Annotated in this window: 21 protein-coding genes; 5 read left to right on the forward strand and 16 right to left on the reverse strand. The window is 43.9% G+C overall.

What is annotated here, in order from left to right; genetic code table 11:
* Positions 1–64 precede the first annotated feature (64 nt).
* A complete protein-coding gene (locus tag AR337_RS01715) occupies positions 65–469 on the forward strand; it encodes a DoxX family protein (RefSeq protein ID WP_059170277.1) in 405 nt (134 codons plus the stop codon).
* Positions 470–531: 62 nt separating this feature from the next.
* Here AR337_RS01715 and AR337_RS01720 read toward each other — a convergent pair whose 3' ends face one another.
* The 8 genes from AR337_RS01720 to AR337_RS01755 form a co-directional block, all read right to left on the reverse strand.
* A complete protein-coding gene (locus tag AR337_RS01720; RefSeq protein ID WP_059170278.1) occupies positions 532–2,112 on the reverse strand; it encodes a M14 family metallopeptidase in 1,581 nt (526 codons plus the stop codon).
* A 665-nt stretch (positions 2,113–2,777) separates the two neighbouring features.
* A complete protein-coding gene (gene mnhG / locus AR337_RS01725; RefSeq protein WP_059170279.1) occupies positions 2,778–3,143 on the reverse strand; it encodes a monovalent cation/H(+) antiporter subunit G in 366 nt (121 codons plus the stop codon).
* Positions 3,124–3,405 carry a Na(+)/H(+) antiporter subunit F1 gene (locus tag AR337_RS01730; protein ID WP_059170280.1) on the reverse strand — a complete coding sequence of 94 codons (282 nt, stop codon included), beginning with the start codon at positions 3,403–3,405 and terminating at the stop codon, positions 3,124–3,126. The genes mnhG and AR337_RS01730 overlap by 20 nt, the downstream gene beginning before the upstream one ends.
* On the reverse strand, positions 3,393–3,881 hold the full coding sequence (locus tag AR337_RS01735) for a Na+/H+ antiporter subunit E (RefSeq protein ID WP_059170281.1): 489 nt from the start codon (positions 3,879–3,881) through the stop codon (positions 3,393–3,395). The genes AR337_RS01730 and AR337_RS01735 overlap by 13 nt, the downstream gene beginning before the upstream one ends.
* A 45-nt stretch (positions 3,882–3,926) precedes the next feature.
* Positions 3,927–5,414, reverse strand: coding sequence for a Na+/H+ antiporter subunit D (locus AR337_RS01740; protein WP_059170282.1), 1,488 nt, complete (start codon positions 5,412–5,414; stop codon positions 3,927–3,929).
* Complete coding sequence (locus tag AR337_RS01745; RefSeq protein WP_059170283.1) at positions 5,407–5,745, reverse strand: Na(+)/H(+) antiporter subunit C; 339 nt, start codon at positions 5,743–5,745, stop codon at positions 5,407–5,409. The genes AR337_RS01740 and AR337_RS01745 overlap by 8 nt, the downstream gene beginning before the upstream one ends.
* Before the next feature lie 2 nt (positions 5,746–5,747).
* Positions 5,748–6,173, reverse strand: coding sequence for a Na(+)/H(+) antiporter subunit B (locus AR337_RS01750; protein WP_059170284.1), 426 nt, complete (start codon positions 6,171–6,173; stop codon positions 5,748–5,750).
* Complete coding sequence (locus AR337_RS01755) at positions 6,157–8,571, reverse strand: Na+/H+ antiporter subunit A (protein WP_156424273.1); 2,415 nt, start codon at positions 8,569–8,571, stop codon at positions 6,157–6,159. Before AR337_RS01755 ends, AR337_RS01750 begins: the two co-directional genes overlap by 17 nt.
* Positions 8,572–8,750: 179 nt before the next feature.
* On the opposite strand from AR337_RS01755, the gene AR337_RS01760 reads away from it, so the two are divergent.
* On the forward strand, positions 8,751–9,437 hold the full coding sequence (locus AR337_RS01760) for a universal stress protein (protein WP_059170285.1): 687 nt from the start codon (positions 8,751–8,753) through the stop codon (positions 9,435–9,437).
* Positions 9,438–9,547: 110 nt separating this feature from the next.
* Here the strand turns inward: AR337_RS01760 and AR337_RS01765 are convergent, their stop codons facing one another.
* The 4 genes from AR337_RS01765 to AR337_RS01780 form a co-directional block, all read right to left on the reverse strand.
* Entirely contained in the window at positions 9,548–10,111 is a 564-nt protein-coding gene (locus tag AR337_RS01765) for a site-specific integrase (RefSeq protein ID WP_059170286.1), read from the reverse strand.
* Positions 10,112–10,476: 365 nt separating this feature from the next.
* Entirely contained in the window at positions 10,477–10,794 is a 318-nt protein-coding gene (locus AR337_RS01770) for a hypothetical protein (protein WP_059170287.1), read from the reverse strand.
* A gap of 416 nt (positions 10,795–11,210) precedes the next feature.
* The gene (locus AR337_RS01775; RefSeq protein WP_059170288.1) at positions 11,211–12,626 is read right to left on the reverse strand and encodes a LysM peptidoglycan-binding domain-containing protein; all 1,416 of its coding nucleotides are present in this window, start codon (positions 12,624–12,626) and stop codon (positions 11,211–11,213) included.
* Positions 12,627–13,844: 1,218 nt separating this feature from the next.
* Positions 13,845–14,201, reverse strand: coding sequence for a hypothetical protein (locus tag AR337_RS01780; RefSeq protein ID WP_059170289.1), 357 nt, complete (start codon positions 14,199–14,201; stop codon positions 13,845–13,847).
* Between the two features lie 225 nt (positions 14,202–14,426).
* Here AR337_RS01780 and AR337_RS01785 point away from each other — a divergent pair, with 225 nt between their 5' ends.
* Positions 14,427–14,627 (forward strand): hypothetical protein, encoded by a 201-nt coding sequence (locus AR337_RS01785; RefSeq protein ID WP_059170290.1) that lies wholly within the window; start codon positions 14,427–14,429, stop codon positions 14,625–14,627.
* Positions 14,628–14,779: 152 nt separating this feature from the next.
* Here AR337_RS01785 and qoxD read toward each other — a convergent pair whose 3' ends face one another.
* Genes qoxD through qoxA form a run of 4 tightly spaced genes read right to left on the reverse strand, consistent with a single transcriptional unit; the run spans position 14,780 to position 18,630 of the window.
* Complete coding sequence (qoxD, locus tag AR337_RS01790) at positions 14,780–15,079, reverse strand: cytochrome aa3 quinol oxidase subunit IV (RefSeq protein WP_059170291.1); 300 nt, start codon at positions 15,077–15,079, stop codon at positions 14,780–14,782.
* Positions 15,080–15,685 carry a cytochrome aa3 quinol oxidase subunit III gene (qoxC, locus tag AR337_RS01795; protein ID WP_059170292.1) on the reverse strand — a complete coding sequence of 202 codons (606 nt, stop codon included), beginning with the start codon at positions 15,683–15,685 and terminating at the stop codon, positions 15,080–15,082.
* Positions 15,675–17,651 carry a cytochrome aa3 quinol oxidase subunit I gene (gene qoxB / locus AR337_RS01800; RefSeq protein ID WP_059170293.1) on the reverse strand — a complete coding sequence of 659 codons (1,977 nt, stop codon included), beginning with the start codon at positions 17,649–17,651 and terminating at the stop codon, positions 15,675–15,677. Before qoxB ends, qoxC begins: the two co-directional genes overlap by 11 nt.
* Positions 17,641–18,630 carry a cytochrome aa3 quinol oxidase subunit II gene (gene qoxA / locus AR337_RS01805; RefSeq protein WP_059170821.1) on the reverse strand — a complete coding sequence of 330 codons (990 nt, stop codon included), beginning with the start codon at positions 18,628–18,630 and terminating at the stop codon, positions 17,641–17,643. Before qoxA ends, qoxB begins: the two co-directional genes overlap by 11 nt.
* Before the next feature lie 339 nt (positions 18,631–18,969).
* On the opposite strand from qoxA, the gene AR337_RS01810 reads away from it, so the two are divergent.
* Together AR337_RS01810 and AR337_RS01815 are read left to right on the forward strand one after the other, a co-directional pair.
* Positions 18,970–19,812 carry an STAS domain-containing protein gene (locus AR337_RS01810; RefSeq protein ID WP_059170294.1) on the forward strand — a complete coding sequence of 281 codons (843 nt, stop codon included), beginning with the start codon at positions 18,970–18,972 and terminating at the stop codon, positions 19,810–19,812.
* A gap of 109 nt (positions 19,813–19,921) precedes the next feature.
* A complete protein-coding gene (locus AR337_RS01815) occupies positions 19,922–20,761 on the forward strand; it encodes a DMT family transporter (protein ID WP_059170295.1) in 840 nt (279 codons plus the stop codon).
* Positions 20,762–20,953 lie beyond the last annotated feature (192 nt).

Genomic DNA, 20,953 nt, shown 5'->3' on the forward strand with positions numbered 1-20,953 from the left:
TAAGCACGTCAACTATCTCGAAGTAAGAAAGATTATATTAAAGATAAAATTAGGAGTGGTAAAAATGGAAAAAAACAAACACGAAATCGGAGCACTTATTTTACGGGTAACATTAGGGGTATTGTTTTTTGCCCACGGGCTTGACAAGTTCCAGGGGGGAATTGAAAATACTGTTGGCTGGTTCGCAAGCATTGGATTGCCAGGATTTTTGGCTTATGCAGTCGCATTGCTTGAGGTAATCGGTGGTATCGCATTGGTTATTGGACTTGGGACCAGGATTGTGTCTGTTTTGTTTGCAGTGTTAATGATCGGTGCAACCTTAAAAGTAAAACTTGCGGTTGGTTTACTTGGAAATGGCCAAATGGCTGGTTATGAATTGGATTTGGCATTCTTGGCAATGGCTGTGGTTCTAGCAATTACGGGTAGCAAATTATATTCCGTTGACCAACTGATTTTTAAAAAAGATTAATCCTTTCCACAAAATAAAAGATGCCGGGCTCTCCTAAAAAGGGGGCCTGGCATCTTTTTGCTTTACTTAATGGTTATTTTCACAGAATTGAAGTTGGCTGAGTTGCTAAGAGGGTTGTAGTTTTTCTCAATGTTCCCCGCGGCGTCAACAGCAAACCAGTTGATGATAGTCGTTTTATCAATTTTCAGAGCTTCATCCGGTTCGCGCGTTCCCGCAAGCCGGATGTGAGCTGACTGGAAGGTTGGGCGGCTTCCATCAAGCGTGTAGTAAATGGTTGCTGCTTCGCTCGTTTCAAATGTTACATCCACCCAGCCGGAGAAAGTACCGTTTCCAGGAACTGCTCTGGTAGACGGAGGCTGCTTATCCTTTGATTGGTTGTAGGCAACCTTGATCAGGCCAATCAGTCCGTTGGCGAACTCCATCGCTTCCTCGTGTCCCTCTTCATATGCAGGCTGGAATCCAACGGCTCTCCACCTTTTTGCGGCGGAATCCCACAGATCTGCGCCAACCTCGAAGTTCCATGCATAAATTCCTTTTTCATACCAAAGGTAATCTGCCGAGTTCCCGGCGGCGGAATATAATACATCCGGAATAGGGCCTGTGCGGCTAGGCAAGATGACTGTTCCGCGGTGGTTCTGGATATCGTTCAGGATTTCATTGGATGCTGCCCAATAAAATGCTTCCTGGCCGGCGGTTGGGCGAGGCAACGTAACCCGGTTTGGATCATAGGAGCCTGGAGACCACATGAAATAACCGCCATAGCTGTGAATATTCATTGCGAATTTGATATTTGGATTCTTGTCCGCTAGCCAGATCAGGTTCCTTGCTTCTGGCTCTGAATTTTCAGCTGGCCCCGCATAGGTGGAGCTTAAGCAATTCGTGCTCGAAGCACCAACATATCCGTCAAAGACCGAACCGACAGAGTGATGTCGGTTTAAATCCACTCCCCAGCCGTTGCGGTTAGCTGGATCGGATTGAGTAGGACCGCAGTGGTTCGTCATGTTTTTACGCTGCATATTGTAGTCATAGAAGCTATAGTTCGCTCCATCAGGGTTTACCGACGGGATCAAGAAGATATCCAGATTGTTCACCAATTGCTTCGTTTCCCCGTCATGGGCATAGTTCCGCAAGAGCCGCTCGGCTGTTTCAATCGTTACTAGCGGAGTAACCCATTCACGGGCATGCTCCTGTGCGTAGCCAAGAACTCCCGGCTTGGAACCGTCCCGATGCTTGCCGATTCGGATGGCTTTTACGGTTTGCGGATCACGGGAGATGTGATCCGGAGCATTTAGGTTATCTGTCAGTTTAGCTGCACTTGCCGCAACGATCCCGGTGCCCGCATTGCCGCGGTAGGTAGTAGCTGTAATGAGGCTAGTTGCATTCGTATTAAGCGCCGAAACGACCTGGCTGGCGGTGCTTGTTATTTTTCCGGAAGCATCCGTGGCCAAATCGACGGTGACTTTACTGCCATCAACTGAAACTGTTAACGGCGAGCTTGCTTTACCAGGGTTTTTAAACTCAACGGTAACATCATTTCCGCCTTCATGGCCCCATGCTTTTGAAGAGACAACTACAGCAGTTGTAGTGGTTGATCCAATAGTAGCCTGGGCAAGGCGGCGATAGCCGTTTGTTTTATTTGGCATTTCAATGATTTCGACTAAATCTGGAAATTCTTTAGCAAGCTGTTCAGCTCTTTGATACAGCTCATACGCGGTAGAGTTACAGAAAGAGGGGAAAATCGGAAGTTAATGTCAAGTAAAAACCGGATATGTGGGAGTTAAAGAGGAAAAAGCCGATTAATGTCACGCAAAAACCCGATTAAGTGATATCAAATTGCTAAAACCAGGTTCAGATGTCACGCTAAGGCTTTGTTTCTTGAATTAAATGGTAAAAAAAGGCTGTGCTTCTTTGGATATCACCCACTTTTACGAATTTATCGCCCACTTTTCAAATTATATCCCCCTCTTTTTGAATTATATCGCCCACTTTTTCCATTATATCGAAAACTGTCACTTCTTAGACACATTTGCACTCACAACCGGGGGGGTGCCAGCTACGGGCCCACCCGAGTAAATGACGGCATAATGCCCAAATCCGGTAAGGTGCCAGCAACTAACAAAACCGTGTTAGATGCCATCAACTCGTAAAACCGGTAAAGTAGCAGCAACTAGCCAACCCGGGTAAATGACTGCATAAAGCCCAAACCTCAAAAGAATCCGCTCTACCTCAACGATTCAAGAGCAACTCCGCAAACGATAAGTAGCAACAAAAAATCCCCAACCATTAAAGAAGGGGAGGAAGTAAATAATTATTCGTTTTTTTCTTCAACCATCAGGACTTCGCGAAATCCTTCACCATCCGTCGCTTCGGCCATTTTCACATTCGTCATATAGGAGGCCCGTGCGATTAAATGGGCGGAAACCGGGGCAGTCAGGAACACGAAGAATATCCCGAGAAGCAGCCTGACGCTAAAATAGCCTTCACTGAAGAGGAAGAATAAAAAGGTGCCCACCAATATGAACAGAACTCCGAGTGTGGAGGTTTTTGATGCTGCGTGTGACCGTGTGTAAACATCTGGGAGCCTGATTAATCCAAATGAACCTAAGAGACTGGCAAGTGTGCCAGTTAAAATCAGTAGAGCTGCTATTATTTCACTAAGGGCGCTTGGATTCAATTGCTACACCTCTTTCCAAAAACCTTGCAAATGCCAGTGTGCCAATAAAGGACAAAATTCCGATTAGCAAGATGACTTCGAAAAACGCATGTGTCCTTAGGATGACAGAGCTTATGGCAACGCCTGCGATTGAAGTGATGCCAATGGAGTCAAGTGCTTGAATGCGATCCGATATGGATGGTCCTATGATCAGCCGGTAGAAGGTCGCAAGGATTGAAATAGCCAGGAGAAATAGAGAAAACTTTAATATTAAATCGAACATTTCCGCGTCACCTTCTTTATCGAGTTTTCAAAACGTATTTTTGAATTCAAGATAGCCTCATTCGAATCGGAAGTATCGAGTACGTGGACAAAAAATGTTTTGTTGTCATCAGAAACCTTGATAACGACGGAACCCGGTGTCAACGTTAACAGGAGTGCCAGGAGGGTCACCTCAATGTCACTCTCCAGGTCTGTTTCAAGTGTTAAGGTTCCGGGAGTAATCGCCAATTTCGGCCTTATCACATGGCGGATAACCATAAAGCTGGAGATAAATAATTCCTGAATAAAGACGGCACCCAATTTAATGATATTAATAAAGGTAATCAAATAAAAATTTTGCGGAAGGAAGCGGCGCATTAAAAACAGGACAATCATTCCAACGAAATAGCCGTTGATAAAGGTCAGTGCGCTCCAATCTTCCTGGAGAGCTGACCAAAGTAGAGCGATAAACAAATTGGTTAATACCTGTAAAGGCACATCGACCACCCCTTTCTGTGAGAATTAAAGACTGTTCGAACCCACTCAGCTTTTGCCGAGGACCGCTTCAATATAGAGGGAAGGATTCATTAAGCTTTTAACAGCCAGATCACTAAAGGTAAAAATCCCTTCCGCACCAAGTCCTAGTGCAACGGTCAGCGCTGTCAGGGAGGCGATGGGAAGCAGCAAGCCTTTCGTTTTCTTTTTCTCTATCTCGTGCTCTTCATCCAAATAGGATTCTCCCCAAAAGCCGTTCATAAAAATTTTCATAATAGAATACAGGACCATTAAGCTTGTAAAAAGGCCAATGGCTCCAAGCCAAAAGTAGCCCGCTTCAAATGTACCTTCCGTAATATACACCTTCCCGATGAAGCCGCTGAGTGGCGGGATTCCTGAGAGTGACAAAGCCGCGACAAAGAACATCCATCCTAAATAAGGATACGTCTGGATCAAGCCGCTGATATCCTTCAGTTTTGCTGTTCCGGTTATCGCGATAACAGTCCCGCCAATAAGGAAGAGAAGGGCTTTAATAATGATGTCATGGATAAGATAGTATACGGCTCCTGTTAGTCCTTCCCCAGTACCGGATGCCAATCCTGCTAAAATAAATCCAACGCCGACAATGACGTTATACGTCAGAATTTTTTTAATATCCCAATACGCAACAGCTCCGATTGCCCCCAAAACCATGGTTAAGGCGCTCATGATACCTATTATGAGATGCGTTTGATTTGGCTCATGGTAAAACACAAGTGTGAACAGCCGAATAATCGAATAAATGCCGACCTTTGTGAGGAGCGCTGCAAAAATGGCGGCGATTGCCGTCGGAGGAGCACTATACGAACCAGGAAGCCAAAAGAACAACAACAAGCCTGCTTTCAAACTGAATACGATTAAAAATAGCAGCGAAATGGCTGTCAAAAGGCCATCCTGCCCGGCTTCAGCCACACGCATTGAAAGGTGGGCGAAATTCAATGTGCCCATGGTCGCATACAAGTATGAAATTGCAACAAGAAAAAGGAATGACGATACAAGGTTTACAAGGACATATTTTATCGATTCCCTCAGCTGGATGCCAGTTCCCCCAATTGAAATCAGTACATAGGAAGAAATCAGCATAACCTCAAAACAGACAAAGAGATTGAAAATATCCCCGGTAATAAATGACCCGTTAACCCCTGTAAGCAGGAACAAGAACAAGGGATAAAAATAGTGCTTTTCACGTTCCTTCCCGATGGAGCGGAAGGCGTAAATCAGACAGAACAATGATACAACGCTGCTTGTCAAAAGAAGCAGTGCGGAGAACATATCTGCAGCCATAGTGACGCCAAAAGGGGCTTTCCAGCCGCCAATGTGCAGTACCTGGATGCCATCCGCCTTTATTTGGGCAATTAATATGGCAGATACCGCCCCTACGCCCGCGATTGCAAGTAAACCCAGTAGCCGCTGGACCATTATTCTTTTTCTAATAATGACCATGGCCATCCCGGTGATTAATGGGATTATGATGGGCAGTATGAGTAAATTATTCATTTTCATTACCTCTCATTTGGTGCGTGTCATCCGTGCCAAGTACCTTGTAAGCGCGATAGCTCAGAACAAGGAAAAGGGCGGTGGTCCCAAAGTTGATGACAATCGCGGTTAATATAAGCGCCTGGGGCAGGGGATCCGTATAGGTATTCCCGCCAATTCCCAAAAGGGGCGGGCCGCCGGTTTTCAAGCCGCCCATTGTCAGGATGAGCAGATTGACTCCGTGGCTGATTATTGACGTTCCCAAAATAATTCTCAATAAATTTCCTGATAAAAGTAAATACGTTCCTATCGTAAAGAGGACTCCAACAAGTATCGAGAGCATCGTTTCCATATTTATCGGTCCTCGCTTATCGTAATAATAATTGTCATGGCGGTGCCAATAACGGCTAAAGCTACCCCGAGATCAAAAATCATTGCCGTTGCCAGTTCAGTTTTACCAAATAGGGGGAGATCGAAATAATCGAATGCCTGTGTAAGGAAAGGGGCATCAAAGAGCATTCCGCCAACCCCCGTCAAAACGGCAATTAATACACCTGATGCTGCCATTGCCTTGAAGTCAAAAGGGATGTTCTCCCGTACCGAGTCGATATCATAAGTCAGGAATAGAAGCGTAATGGCACATGCCAGCGCAAGCCCGCCAACAAATCCGCCTCCGGGATGATGGTGGCCGGAAAAGAATAGGTTGATGGCAAAAGTGAAAATAATGACAACCGCAACCCTGGTCACAGTTATTAAAATGACGTCATTTACTTTCTTCATTGTTCCCACCCCCGTTCAATTCAAGTTTTATTAACGTAAAGACTCCGAGAGCCGCAATCGAGAGTACCGCAATCTCCATCATTGTATCAATGCCCCTGAAGTCAACAAGAATGGCATTCACGATATTTTTGGCGCCGGCCAGCTCATAGGAGTTTTTATAAAAGCTGGAGATAGGATCAAACAGCCTGTTGCCATTGGCCGACAAGGCGAACAGCGTTACGGTAATCCCAACGCCCAACGATATTATTAGGTTAAATGGCTTGAAGGGAATGCGGCTGTTTCCTTTAAAAAATTTCGGCAAATGATAGTAACATAGAAGGAATAAAGCAGTTGTAACAGTCTCAATTACCATTTGCGTCAAGGCTAAATCAGGAGCCCTGAAAATAACAAAAAATAGTGATACAAGGTAGCCAATTCCACCAATCGCGATGACAGCTGTCATTCGTGATTTAGCAAAAAGCACTGTGAAAGAAGCCGCGAGCAATGCCACCGCAAGTGCGCCTTCAAAAATGCTAATTGGAGCATTTTTTACCGAAGAAAATGAAAGGCGATTTGATACAAGGAGGGCACCCCCAGCGAGCAGGATTAAAAAACTGAACGCATAGGCGAGGTAGTCCCTTATATAGCCAGTCATGTATCGCTCTGTAATGAAACGGGAGCCTTCTTCGCCCCGTTCCAGCCCAAAAGCATAGAACGTATTCAGTGTAAGGGATTCCGGGTAGCGCCTTAGCAATCCAACCCAATTTCTTCTATACAGATATAGGATAATTCCTAACAAAACAACGCCAATCGTCATGATTAGTTCTAGATTAAACCCGTGCCAAGGACTGATTTTTTTTGCAAATACTCCTTCCGGCAAACCCGGTAATACAGCATGGGCAGCTGGCTGAAGTAGGTACTCGGAAAGGGTATTAGGAAAGAAGAATATACCAACAACAAGGGCAGCCAGCACGATTGGGGGAATCAACATTCCGAGTGGAGCTTCGTGAGGCTTTTTATCCAATCTTTCAGGCTTATATTTCCCTCTAAAGGTCTTAAAAACTAAGACCATGCAATAAATGAACGTGAACACACTGGCAGCCCATGCGACAATCGGGAATAGAATTCCAAGCGTGTCCATGCTGAAAATTGACAACCTGGATGCATCGATCATCGCTGTAAAAAACATTTCTTTGCTTAAAAAGCCATTAAATGGTGGCAGTCCCGCCATGGAAAAAGCCCCAATTACTGCAAGGGTAAAGGAGACAGGCATGATTTGCATCAAGCCGCCCAGCTTACGAATATCACGGGTGCCTGTCTCATGGTCGATAATCCCGACTACCATGAAGAGCGCACCCTTAAAGGTTGAATGGTTAATTAGGTGAAAAACGGCTGCCAAAACAGCAACGGCATAGACGGAGGACTCGCCGCCTCCTGTAAAATACAAGGCCGCTGAGCCCACACCGAACAGGCTCATAATGAGGCCCAATTGGCTAATGGTTGAATATGCAAGCAGTGCTTTTAAATCTGTTTGTTTTACTGCATTCAATGAACCATAAAGCAATGTTGCGAGACCGACACCGGAAACGAGCCAGAACCACTCTGCTTCTCCGCCAAATACTGGCGTGAAGCGGGCAACTAAATAAATGCCTGCTTTGACCATTGTGGCTGAATGGAGGTAGGCACTGATAGGTGTTGGAGCTTCCATGGCCCCCGGGAGCCATATGCTGAACGGGAATTGGGCCGATTTTGTAAAAGCGCCAAGCAGAATCAAAATCATCGCCGGCACGAACAGGGAGTGGGCAGTGATGTCCCCAACATGGGCAATCATTTCCCGAATGCTGTATGTTCCGGTTATCATCGACAGCATAATGAAGCCCGCAAGCATCGAAAGCCCGCCAAAAATCGTAATCAGCATGGACTTTTGCGCTCCATAACGCGAGCGTTCACGCTGATACCAATAGGCAATTAACAAGAAAGAAGAAATGCTAGTCAATTCCCAAAACACATAAAGAAGAAGGAGATTGTCAGAGAAGACGACCCCGAGCATCGCACCCATGAATAAAAGCAGGTATACATAAAAATTGTGGAGTGCTTCCCTATGCTTGGACATATAATAAATGGAATAAAGGATGACAAGAGCACCTATCCCGGTTATCAGTAACCCGAATATAAGGCCGAGTCCATCCATATAAAGAGTAAAGTTAATATTAAGCGATGGCATCCAGGGGACAGAACGTAAGAGGTCCTTACCATTGGAGATGCGTGGCAAAAAACGGAGCAAATACAGGAAGATGAAGATTGGAACGAGTATAACGAACCATCCAGTGTGCACCCGCGGCGCAAAATATTTATACAATAACGGTACGAAAATGGCGAATAAAAATGGAACTAAGACCATGAAGTGCAAGGTATGCAATTTAACCGCCTCCTTATAGAAATTTTTGGCAGTGGAGTAAAGCTGTTTTCTGCCGATATGTAAGAGATTGTGGATTCAATTGGATTGACTAGCCTACTGGCTTAAGATATAGTCATACAGAGCCACTCTATATTCAATATTTGTTAAGAACTTCACATCTATTCCGAGGTGACATCATAATGGAAAAAATCAAGGGGCGCATGGACGAAAGCATCCTCGTCTGTGTCTATTACGGTCCAAATGGCGAACGGCTTATCCAGCGCGGCTGCAAAATTGCGAGTATGCTGGACTGCCCGCTTTACATTTTAACCGTAGACCCAAAGCCATTCAGCGAAATGGATGCAGAAAAATCTCACTATATCGCCAGGTGGAATAAAATAGCGGAAGCCCATGACACCGTCTCGTTCATCTTAAAGGATAATGAGAAAAGGCCGATTTCAAAGGTGATTGCTCAAGTGGCAAGGGAAAAGCAGGTAACTCAAATTATCCTGGGCCAAACTGCGCAAAGCAGATGGGAGCAAATTGCAAAAGGATCAATCATTAACTCATTGTTGAGGGAGATCCCATTTGTCGATTTGCATATCATATCAGTTCCCCGTTATTTAAAAGAAACAGAAGGCCACTATGAAAAAGGGGTCCGAGCGTATCTTGTTAAAGACAATGAGAACTACAGGATGATTTTTAAGCATACAAAGGACGTATTATTCGAAGGAATCTTCTTTAAGGAACAAGGAACGGACTTCAATACAGGCGTTTTCAAGTTTATGAAAGATCAGCAGATGCTTCATGTCCAAGTAATAGACGATTCTGTAGTGGTTCTTGAAAACGTTGAAATGGAACTGGATTTCCAGGAAGATGAAGAATAGACAAGGATTGGGCCTCCGCCGATTTGGCGGGGGGCTTTTTTTGCTTCGTAAGGCACTTTAGGCAAAAAGGGCATTAAAATGTATTTTTACTTGCAAAGCCACATAGGGCACTAAAGGTTTACATCTACCCTAATTAAAGATTCCTGATCCTTTTCAATTCCTAAATATTTTAAAGTTTCTTTTGGACTATGATGGTTAAATACAGCCATTAAGATAGAAATGGCGATACCTTTCCGATAAGCATGATAGCCGAAGGTTTTTCTAAGTGTGTGAGTTCCGATTTTCCCCGTGACTCCGACCTTTTTGGCGGCGTTGTTGATAATCCTGTAAGCTTGCTGCCGTGTGATTGGAAGTTCATTTTTCTTGGACTTGAACAAATAATCGTTCTCCTCAAGCTTATGCTGCTGAAAATACAACTCCAGTTCATTCCGAATGCTGCTGTTCAAATAAAAAGCCTTTGGTTCCTCACCATCGTGTTCATGAATATCTAAGAATTCCTTAAAAGAGTCCCGATCACAAACATCTTTTACCTTAAGGGAAAGTAAGTCACTCACCCTGATTCCAGTATTTATCCCAAATACAAAAAGCAATACATCACGTTGTGAATTCCCTCTTAATTCTTCCTTTATCGCATTGATCCGATCAATGTCTTTTATAGGGTCAACATACTCCACAGGTATACCTCCCAATGTTACATAAGGTGATTTTATCATAATTTATGTAACATCACAAAATGATAAAGTCCAATAAACGAAGGTTTTTTTACTGGAAAAAGCAAACAAATGCTTCTGATGGGTTAAATGTATGATTTCATGGAATCTCAAAGCTATACCGATAAGTAAGAAAATACCCTTCAATGTACGTTAATTATAGGAAGATAAATTGGGCAGATGAAATAGGGGGTTCCTGCAGACGAGGAATCGAAACCTGAAGAAAAATTTACTGTAGCTGGTTCTGGAGGACGAGTTTTTCAGCTAGTAAAAAAGGCATACCCCCCTAGAGAAGGCTCTATTAACGGTATGCACAAAAGCTTCGTGTTTTATTTAGAGACGGGGGGCTGCTTCATGTATTTCTTGCTGAATACATACAAGCTGATACTTAGAGTAAAGATGGAGAGAAACTTACTGCCCAGAATTAAACTAGCTGCATAGCTCTTATCGACAGGGATAAAGGGAAGGGCAATCATCAAGATAGCGAGGACTATTGTAATGAAAAGGACTGAAAAGGCGTTCGTATAGGATTTGTTAATGATTAAAAAACCGGTCTTGCTGCTTGTTGAGACAAAAATAGAAGCCATATAGCCTAGGACAACGACTAATAAGTATACTAATAAAATGATGCTTACACTGATACCCATAAGATTCCTCCTTATCGTAGGTAAAAGTAGGATGGATTTAAGACTTAAAAAAGTGGAAGAGAAGCCTCCATTTTTTTCTTAGAAGGTTTGAGGGGGACGGGTGAATTTGAAAATACGTGAAACTTTGCGCATTAAGTGAAAGTTTCCTATTAAAAGGATTTTTTCCATACACAATACTTAGATTGATGTTACATAATATAATTATAACAAATATTAAGTAACATGTTCGGGATTTTGGCTCGTTTACACAATCTTCATTGGAAAATCGGTAAAAGTCCGAGGGAATAGTGTGAACTTTTCCGAAGACAAATTGAAAAGCCGCTTAAAGCAAATTGCTCGAGCGACTTTTTAATTCATATTGGATACGTCCAATGGCCAATTAGCATTTTCCCCCCTTTTTGAATCGTCCTAGGGAGTTAGCTTTTTTTCAATACTTTGAAGTTCGTCTGCAGAACAGGCCAGTTTTGCGGCAACGGCGGGCCCAACACCCAGTAGCTGACACCTCTTATGCCATATTGTTTAACAGTATCATATTTTGCCTGGAGGCTTCTCGCATCTTCATACCAAACTTCGTGCTGCTGGCCGCTTTCATCCGTATACCTGAAAAATGGAGATTGATAGGTTTCATTGTATTGAATCGCTGCACCATAGCGGGCTGCGAGATTGACTGCGCTTTTCAGGTTAACCGTCCGGGCAGTGGTCCCCTGTACCCAAGGAATTTTCCAATCCCGGCCATAAAGAGGAATCCCCATCAGGATTTTTCCCCGGGGAATCGCCGTGACCGCATAATCAAGAACCTTTCTAACCTCGGTAATCGGGGCAATGGCCCAAGGCCTTCCACCAGACCAGCCCCATTCATAGGTCATTAAAACAACGAAATCAACAATTTCGCCATGAGCAGGATAGTCATGGGCTTCATATAAAACCCCTTTTTGCGTGCCGCTCACTTTTGGGGCAAGGGCGGTAGAAACAGTGTATCCTGCCGGACCAAGCCTGCTAACCGCTTTTCTTAAAAAGGCATTGTAGTTCTCGCGGTCCTGTGGGAATACATATTCGAAATCAATGTTCAAACCCGTGTAACCTTTTGTTCGGATCTGGGTTAATATATTTGTCAAAAGAGTATCCTGGACAGCAGGATTTCGCAGGATTGCGGCTGCATGGTCGGAATTAAATGAGCCTCCTACGGTATTCGTAATTGTAAGGAGAGGAGATGTGTTTGTAGCTTTGGCTCCTTGCAGGACGAGTGTATCCTGCAAGGAAGAGAGTGAACCATTTTCACTGACCGAATAGGAAAATGGGGCAAGATAAGTGAGAAGATTTCCTCGTTTTAGTACTTGCTGTCGGCCCTGTTCATCCATTCTGGTGATATAGGCATTTACTTCTTTAACAGGTTTAACTGGAGCGGGAATCCTTATTGATTGGCCAGTGTAAATGAGTGATGGGTTGGCAATGTTATTTGCCCGGGCAATCTGGTTGGCCGTCACCCCATACCGTGAAGCAATTGACCAAACGGTTTCGCCTGATTTCACCGTATGGGTAAAATACGGTATCTGCAAAAGCTGTCCAACAAAAATCAAGGAGGGGTTAGCGATATTGTTGAAACTAGCCGACTCCTGCACGGAAACACCGTATCTGGAGGCAATTGCATAAAGAGTATCACCAGGCTGGACGACATACTCCGATTTGGTTTCTGGAATGACCAATGATTCTCCTACCACAAGGCGGTCTGGGTTCTCAAGCTCATTAACTGAAACGATCTGGTTAAGCGCCGTTCCATAAATCTGTGATATCCGCCAGAGAGACTCCCCAGGTTTAATAACATGAATCCGCATTCCCGCACCTCCATAATAAAAACATACCTGTATTTAAGGTATGCCGGTGGGGGAGGGGATATTTGTAGCGTGTATTTAACAACATGAGAGTTGACTAACCAGTTTTATCTACATGATGAAAGAACGATTTTTGAAAAAGCAAAGATACGGTTCGTGACAACCAAGGGCTAAAATCCAGTTGGGTTGTCAGAATAAGCCTGGATATATGACAACCAAGGGCTTAAATCCTGTTTGGTTGTCAGAATAAGCCCGGATATGTGACAAGCAAGGGCTAAAATCGGGTTGGGTTGTCAGAATAAGCCCGGATATGTGACAAACAAGGGCTAAAATCCGCTTGGGTTGTCAGAATAAGCCCGTATATGTGACAAGCAAGAGCGAAAATCCGGTTGGGTTGTCAGAATAAACCTGGATATGTGACAACCAAGGGCTAAAATCCGGTTGGGTTGTCAGAATAAGCCCGGATATGTGACAACCAAAGGGTTAAATCCAGATTTGTTGTCAGAATAAACCCGGATATGTGACAAGCAAGAGCGAAAATCCGGTTGGGTTGTCAGAATAAACCCGGATATGTGACAAGCAAGAGCGAAAATCCGGTTGGGTTGTCAGAATAAGCCTGGATATATGACAACCAAGGGCTTAAATCCTGTTTGGTTGTCAGAATAAGCCCGGATATGTGACAACCAAAGGGGTAAATCCGGATTTGTTGTCAGAATAAACCCGGATATGTGACAAGCAAGGGCTAAAATTCGGGTTGGTTGTCAGAATAACCCCGGATATGTGACAAGCAAAGGGTAAAATTGGGTTGGGTTGTCAGAATAAACCTGGATATGTGACAACCAAGGGCTAAAATCCGGTTGGATTGTCAGAATAAACCCGGATAAGTGACAACCAAGGGCGAAAATCCGGGTTGGTTGTCAGAATAAGCCCGGATATGTGACAAGCAAGGGCTAAAATCCGGTTGGGTTGTCAGAATAAACCTGGATATGTGACAAGCAAGGGCTAAAATCCGGTTGGGTTGTCAGAATAAACCTGGATATGTGACAAGCAAGGGCTAAAATCGGGTTGGGTTTTCACGAAAACCCCGGATAAGTTAAAGTTAATAAAATAGAAGAGTTCATTAATCAACTAAGTCTGACGAAGACATATTTGGCAGCAAAAAATACAGGAGGTAAATTAAAAAAAGGAACGGCGATTAGCCGTTCCTTTGATTCTAGTTATCTATTCTTGCGGAACCCCTGCATAAGCGCCATTGATAAAAACATGGTATTCAACTTCTCCATCTGCTTTAACAAAAGGAACACCGATCATAACAAGTGTAGGAAAAGGATTAATAACTTCAATAGAGTGGGCTCCGTTCCAGTTATAACCCTTTGACCAAAGATCAGCTTTTACATCTTTAAATACTTTGCTGCTCAATAATCCCGCAACGTTTACATTTCTGTCCGCTCCGGAAATAGGGACCCAAGAATGGCAATCGCAAGGCGGTTCTGCCGCCTGTACTGCATTCCCCGGAACTGCAAATACCCCAAAAGCCAGCGCACCGCTGAATAAAACTGCCAACAACTTTTTCTTCAAATTCATTCCTCCCTTTTTTCACGATACTTATCCTTATTTCTAGGACTTTTGTCAAAACCCTTCTTTTTTCGAGGAAACAAGTGAGAAATTAAACAGAATATGTCAAAACTGTGACTTATTTTGCAGAAATTTCCCAATAAAACTTCACGCTAAATGTGAACATTTTGTGACAAAAGACTATTAATTCTGTTAATATAGTTAAAAAGGAGAGAAGAGGGTGGGGGAATGGGGCGGATTTTAAAATTCTTTTATCTGGCGCTTGGCTTTTACTGTTTGGTTAGTGTCTTTGTACAGGGGTATAAGCATGAATACCAGCAAATGGTTTTATCTTTTTTCCTGGCTTTATTTAATGTTGGGCTATATTCGCTATTTAAAAAGGAAGGCAGTGTTCCACAACTGCGGATGATTAAAGGCGGACGAAGTTAGGGGTTTCTAATAGATTTATAAAGACAGTTTCAGAGGATTTTTCCCAATGAAACTGTCTTCATCCAGAAAGAGAACCTCCATTATAAAATCATCCGAGTTTCATACAAAAAGCAGGCGCCCCAGCGGGAAGCCTGCTTTTTAAAATTAATCGATTAATGGGAGTGGCCAGAGGTCAGCACCCAGATTGATCCTGCAACAATGATGATTGCCAGGAAGAAGGCATAGAGCATATTGATGGAATTGACTGTTTTGTCTTCTCCTTCTCTCAAATGCATGAATAACAATAATTGAATTGCTGCTTGAATGAAGGCAAGAGAGCCAATTATCACCATAATTACTTTTGCCGGAAGGGACGTCATCAATGCGACCCATGCTGCCCCAAACGTCAGGACGAGCGAAGTGAAAAATCCAAGGACATGGCTGATAGGAAAACGATTCGTTTGATGATTCATTTAATTCACCAACCCTGCTAAATAAACGAATGTAAATACGAAAATCCAAACAACGTCAAGGAAGTGCCAGTACAATCCAAAAATGAAGGCTTTACGTGCCGTTACTGGTGTCAAACCACGCTTCAGCAGTTGGATGATGAGCAGAATTGCCCAGCCAATTCCAATTGTCACGTGAAGGCCGTGTGTGCCAAGCAAGACGAAAAAGCTTGAAAGAAACGCACTTGTCTGCCAGGTTGCTCCTTCATGAACGTAATGGATGAATTCACGGATTTCCATGGTGAGGAATCCTGCGCCGAGAAGGAGGGTCAGGATAAACCAGATAATCATAGCCTTCATGTCGTTCCTGCGCATTTGGTAAATCGCTATACCCATAGTAAAGCTGCTTGTTAATAGGAGGAACGTTTGAATCAAGACGTCCCTGATGATAAAAATGTCCTGCTGTGTTGGGCCGCCCGCATGGCGCTGGCCCAACACTCCATAAACACTGAAAAGGGTGGCGAAGAGAACAATTTCAGCCCCAAGGAAAACCCAAAATCCAAGGATGTTCATCTTATTTTGTTCAGTCTGCAATTCCAGAGGAACGGCTGTATGCACATTAGCTGACATGGTTCTTCACTCCTTTTCCAAATTTTCTCCACTTGCGCTCTGTTTCGATGATTTCGTCCTTATGGACATGGAATCCATCGTTGTAATCGAAGGATCGGAAGGCGAGCCCGGCAAAAATGCCAAGTCCGACAACGCCAGCAGCGATTGTCCATTCGAAGACAAGCAGGAATCCGGAAATTCCGAATATAACTCCCATATAAATTGGAATCCAGGAATTGCTTGGCATGTGGATTTCTTCAACCTTAGATTCATTTAATGGCTGTAGTTCATTATTTTTTTTCATATGCCAAAATGCATCAAGTGTCTTAATCTCCGGTATGCTTGCAAAATTGTAATGCTGGACAGGGGTTGCAGTTGCCCATTCAAGCGTCCTTGCATCCCATGGATCATTTCCAACATTTCTGTCCGCATGGCGCGTGCTGTAGTAAATGTTATAACAGAATGCCGCGAAGCCTGCGGCAAGGATAAACGAGCCAATCGCTGACAGCATCATCAGCGGGCCGAAGCCTGTTTCAGCTGAATATGTGTACGCGCGGCGTACGGCACCGTCAAGGCCAAGGAAGAACATTGGCATGAATGTCAGGTTGAAGCCAATGTTAAACAGCCAAAAATGCCATTTTCCGATACGTTCATTGAGTGTGAAACCGAACATTTTCGGCCACCAGTAATACATACCTGCGAAGATTGGATACACAACCCCTGGAATCAATACGTAGTGGAAGTGCGCCACAAGGAACAATGTATTATGGTACTGGTAATCGGCTGCCGCCATTCCAAGCATAACGCCAGTTACCCCGCCGATAACGAAGGTTGGCACGAATGCGAGCGACCACATCATCGGTGTAGTAAACCGGATCCGGCCCTTCCTCATTGTGAACAGCCAGTTGAATATTTTAACCCCGGTCGGAATTGCGATCGCCATTGTTGTAATCGAGAAGATCGAGTTTGCCGCCGGGCTATTGCCCATTGTATAGAAATGGTGGACCCAGACGAGCATGCTCAATACGGAAATTACGACGATCGAACCGACCATTGCTTTATAGCCATAAAGCGTTTTTCTCGCAAAAGTCGAAATGATATCTGATAGTATCCCGAATGCCGGCAGGACAACGATATAAACCTCCGGGTGTCCCCAAAGCCAGAACAGGTTAGCCCACAGCATGTCGATTCCGCCGCCGGAAACCGTAAAGAAGTGCGTTCCGAAAACACGGTCAAATGTCATTAGCGCAAGGGCAACCGTAAAGATCGGGAAGCTTGCGGTAATAATGATTGAAGTGATGAACGTTGTCCAGGAGAACATTGGCATCTTCATCAATGTCATGCCTTTTGTACGCATTTTAAGAATGGTGACGACAAAGTTGATACCGGTCATCAGTGTTCCAGCCCCGGCGATTTGCAGGGCTACGGCATAAAAGTTGTTCCCGATTCCCGGGCTGAATTCCTTCCCTGCGAGCGGGAAGTAGGAGGTCCAGCCTGCGTCAGGCGAACCGCCGATGACAAAACTTACGTTGAATAGCATCGCCCCGCTGAAAGTAAGCCAGAAACTTAGTGCGTTCAACTGAGGGAAGGCGACGTCCCTTGCGCCAATCTGGAGAGGGACTGCAAAGTTCATAAGGCCAACCAAAAGCGGCATTGCAACGAACAAGATCATGATGACGCCGTGAGTCGTAAATACTTCATTATAGTGCTGCGCATTCAAGAATGAATTTTCCGGTACGGCAGTCTGTGCTTTCATCATCAAGCCGTCGACGCCGCCGCGGAAGAACATCAGGACCCCGACAAGGATGTACATTATCCCGATTTTTTTATGGTCAACGGTTGTGAGCCAGTTGTCCCATAGCCATCTCCATTTTTTAAAATAAGAAATGGCTGCCACAACCCCGATGGAAGTCAGAGCGATTGCAATTTGCGATGCGAAAATCAGTGGATCACCTGTTACAAAAAATTCGTCCCATTTAATGCCCACTATGCTCACCTCCGTGTGATTCGCTTGAATGGGTATCACTATCATGGTGATGTCCCGATTCTTCGGTTACTGCATCTTTATTTTTATAGTTGTTCTCGTCCTCGAAAATTTTCCCTGGCCATCCGTGGCCGCGGTCATACATTTCTGGGTTTAGATAGTTTTTAGAATTACTGTCGGAATGGTCAACCCACTCTAGATGAGTGTTGGAGTACGTTTCCCGGCCAAGGTGGGAAGGCTCAAGTTTTTTCTCGTACTCTTTTTCCGTCAGCTTCGGTGCCGTTTCTTTTACTTCCTTCACCCATTTTTCGAAGTCTGCGTGGGTCATGGACTGGACTTCGAAATTCTGTTCAGCGAAGCCACGCCCGTTAAAGTTGGAATTTTTCCCAACGTAGGAGCCAGGATGGTCCGCAACAAGATAGAGCTGGGTTTCCGCATGGGCCATCGTGTATTTTTGCCCGCCAAGAGCCGGAATCCAGAAGCTGTTCATTGTTCCTGCCGATGTCAATTTGAAATCAATCGGCCTGTCCTCAGGGATGTTGACATAGTTAACTGTCTCAATTCCCTGTTCCGGATAGCTGAAGATCCATTTCCAGTCAGCTGAAGTAACTTTAATGACCAGCGGTTCCTTGTTTTCATAGCCTTTAGGGATCTTTTCAGTCGCATAGATTGTTTTAACAGTCGGAATAGTCAATGCGATGATGATAATGATAGGGATGACGGTCCAAATCGTTTCAATGATTGCACTTCCATGTTCCTCTGGCGGTTCATAATCCATATTGTCCTTGCGTTCGCGGTACTTCCAGACAATATAAATGAACAGGGCAAACACAACAAACACGACAAGAAGCATCAAAACAATCGAGTAGTTGATTAATCCCGTGATTTCCCTTGCTACAGGACCCTGTGGGTTAAATACAACCATGTTGTTTTCACAGGCTCCCAGAATGGAAACAGTAAAAACCGAAAGCAAAAATACCATAAAACTCTTTACCTTTTTCACTTCCTCAGCTCCTTAAAATAATCCAGTTTGTTCAATGCATCACAAACTAACATTCTATGGATCGATGTGGAGAAGTCCATAGAGATATCGACTATATACGATTACTATGTGTGACATTTATCACACTCATAGATTCATTGCTATTTTAACATAGAAAATAAGCGGGGTAGGCGGGGAGATTGTGAACAAAATATGAAAACAATAATTGTAAAATAGTTTCCTTTGTCTTCCTATTAAAAACCGAAAAACCGAAAAAGTTTGTTAAACTTTCTGATAACTAGTACCATATTAATTAAGAAACTGCAGAGGGAGGTAATTATGGAAAGAGAATTAAGCTTGTTAGGGGAGAAATTGTACGAGAGAAGGTTTGAAATTGCCGAAAAGGTCAATAACATTAGGCTATCAGAGGCAACATTTGAACAAAGGCAGCTTCTTTCAGCAACCATTTCAAATCAACATATCATTAATATAAGGGCTAACTTTGTATCCATGTTCGCCGAAGCTCTTTTTCTTGGAATCAGCAAAGATGAGGCGTACGAAAAGATTGAAAAGTGGGGAAGGGATACAGGCGAATATACACATAGTTTGGGCATTCCCCTGGATGAAGCTCTGAAGGATACTAGTTATTATCGTACTTTTATAAGTGAGGTTTTGGAAGAAGAAGTGGAGAAGCACAATATGTCGGTTAAGACAGTTTTCGCTGTTTCCAGGAGAATCGACCCGCTGCTTGATCATGCGGTCTATTGTTTCAGCCTCACGTACGTACATTATTATAAGAAAAATCTAGAAGCATCCAAAACAGCGTTCCTCGAACTGTCTGTTCCTGTTGTTCCGCTTACGAATGGTATCGCAATCCTGCCATTAATCGGAAACATCGACACCGAAAGGGCGCAGCTGATTATGGAAGAAGCGCTTCAGGAAGCAGTCAAGTTAAAACTCTCGACGCTGATTATTGACCTTTCAGGGGTTATGATTGTCGATACGATGGTGTCTGACCAGTTGTTTAAGGTCATTTCCTCCCTTGAACTCATTGGGGTAAAATCGATAATGACAGGCATTCGCCCTGAAATCGCCCAAACCGTTATTAAAATGGGAATCGATTTCAAAAATGTTGCCATAAAAGCATCCTTACAGCAAGCTTTCAAAGAACTGGTTAAATGACGAAAATATTTCACAATTTTTTTAAAAAAGGCCATCGCTTTTTCTCTTATTCTTCACTATACTTAAAAAGTAATTTTACCAGTACATAGTTTAAGAGAGAAGGCTCGGCATGTGGTTCTTGGGAGCAATCGTGACAACGGTTTGTTTCGGGGTAAACAACGCAATCTTTAAATGGAGTACCGGAAAAGGGTATTCAAAGGTTTCTCTGCAATTTTTCTTTTATTTAACCGCATTTTTTCTTTCGCTTGGGTATGGGCTTGCAGCCGGGGGCTTAAAGTTTTCGTTTATTTCCGTGCTGCTCGGCGCGGCAATCGGCATCCTGAATGCAAACGGCAATATCCAGATGTCGAAGGCCTATGAGAAGGGGCCTGCGAGCCTGACTTCGCCTATCATATCATCCAATGCTGTGTTTCCTGTCCTAAGTGCGGGCCTGATTTTCCATGAACAAATCAGCGCCATGCAATGGGTCGGAATCCTGATCATCCTCTCATCCGTGGCGGCCATCCAATACACGCCGGGCAGAGGTGAAGGGAAGTCCGATTACCACGCCTGGATATACAGGATCACCCTTGCGATTTTATCCTTTGGCACACTTGGGATTTTGATGAAGCTTGGAACGACGATGAGCATCAGTTCAATCAGCATCCTTGTTTCGATGTATGGCGGAGGAGGCATTTATTTATTGGTAGTGATTCTTTCCGGAAGAGAACCATCGGGGAAACAGGAAATGAAGGTCGGCGCCATTGTCGGCCTGATAAGCATTGCCGGGTACAGCAGCTATTTTTTCGCTCTGAAGACAGGGATCGCAAGCATCGTCTTCCCGCTGATCAGCCTGAATTGCTTGATTGTCGTTTTCACTGGTTGTCTCCTCTTTAAGGAAAAAATCCGCGCCTATCAGCTAGTCGGAGTTTTATCAGCCCTATTAGGTATCGTGCTCATAAAGATTTGAGTTTCGAAGGCTCCCTGCCAAATGTAACGGGGAGCTTTTTTTTCTGTTGAAGTGTTGTTAAAAGCCGATTCTAAAAATATAACCATTTCGCCATAACTTTTTGAAAGAAATGTTAACTTATCGAATTCACCTATGAAATGGCTTAGGGTTCCTTTACCATAAGTATGGATAAGATTCATTTTAGAAGAAAAG

Source organism: Bacillus sp. FJAT-27445 (genome assembly GCF_001510665.1).
GTDB lineage: Bacteria > Bacillota > Bacilli > Bacillales > Cytobacillaceae > Bacillus_D.